The sequence below is a fragment of the Micromonospora sp. NPDC023888 genome (assembly GCF_040639415.1).
Taxonomy (GTDB): Bacteria; Actinomycetota; Actinomycetes; order Mycobacteriales; family Micromonosporaceae; genus Micromonospora.
This window is the reverse complement of record NZ_JBEZZW010000098.1, coordinates 1-1,409: the sequence shown is the minus strand read 5'-3', so window position 1 is coordinate 1,409 and position 1,409 is coordinate 1. Positions and strand designations below refer to the sequence as shown.

Here is a 1,409-nt window from a genome sequence, read left to right as displayed (position 1 = left end):
GGGTGGCCGGAGGTTGCTCCGGTGTGTCCGGTGGTGGGGGTGGATCATCCGGCGTATGTGATTTACACGTCGGGTTCGACGGGGCAGCCCAAGGGTGTCGTGGTCACCCACCGCGGGCTCGCGAGCATGGCCGCGACGCAGCAGCGGCTCGGGGCGGGCGAGGGCTCGCGGGTGCTGCAGTTCGCCGCACTCGGCTTCGACGCCACGGTGTGGGAACTCGTGCTGGCCCTCGGCACGGGCGCCACCCTGGTGGTGCCCGAGACCGACCGCCTGGCCGGTGAGGACCTGGCAACCGTCCTGCGTGAGCAGCGCATCACCCATCTCACGCTGCCACCGACCGTGCTGGCGACGGTGCCGGCCGAGCGGCTCCCCGACCTCGGCACCCTGGTGGTCGCCGGGGAGGCGTGCCCGCCCGAGCTGACCGCGCGGTGGTCGCCCGGCCGCCGGATGTTCAACGCGTACGGCCCGACCGAGTCGACCGTCTGCGCGTCGATGAGCGGTGAGCTGTCGCCCGGCCCGGCGCCGATCGGCCGCCCGGTGGTGAACACCCGGCTCTACGTGCTGGACGACGCCCTGCAACTGGCGGCACCCGGCGTGCCGGGCGAGCTGTACATTGCCGGCGAGGGCCTGGCCCGGGGCTATTACGACCGCGCGGGCCTGACCGCGTCCCGGTTCCTGGCCGATCCCTACGGGCCCGCCGGGTCGCGGATGTACCGCACCGGCGACGTGGTCCGCTGGAACGCCGACGCCGAGTTGGAATACCTCGGCCGCTCCGACGAGCAGGTGAAGATCCGCGGCTTCCGCGTGGAGACCGGCGAGGTGGCGTCCGTGCTGCTGCGCCACGCCACGGTCGCGCAGGCCGCCGTCATCGTCCGGCAGGACCAACTCCTCGCGTACGTCGTACCGGCCGCCGGCCGGGCGGTGCGCGACGACGAACTGCGCGCCTACCTACAGGACGAGCTGCCGGAGCACATGGTGCCGTCGGCCGTCGTCGTCCTCGACGAGATCCCCCGCACCTCACACGGCAAGGTCGACCAGCGGGCACTGCCGGACCCCGAGCAGACCGGCGGCCGGGGACGCGCACCGCGTACGCCGCAGGAGGATCTGCTCTGCGTCCTGTTCGCGCAGGTGCTCGACGTGCCGTCGGTCGGCCCGGACGACAGCTTCTTCGACCTGGGCGGGCACTCGTTGCTGGCCACCCGACTCATCATCCGGATCCGCAAGGCGTTCCGCTGCGAGCTGCCCCCGCGCGCGCTGTTCGCGGCGCCGTCGCCGGCTGAGTTGGCGGTGGTGTTGGGGGAGTCGGGTGGCGGGGTGCAGGTGGCGTTGGGGCCGGTGGTGCGGCCGGTGGTGTTGCCGTTGTCGTTTGGGCAGCAGCGGTTGTGGTTTTTGCACAGGTTGGAGGGGCC

The 1,409-nt window shown here is 72.7% G+C and carries 1 protein-coding gene; it reads left to right on the top strand.

Features of this window, described 5'->3' with window-relative positions:
• Window positions 1-57: 57 nt before the first annotated feature.
• Window positions 58-1,409 (top strand): AMP-binding protein (locus AB0F61_RS34195; protein WP_357818539.1); only part of this gene is annotated, 1,352 nt, incomplete at its 3' end.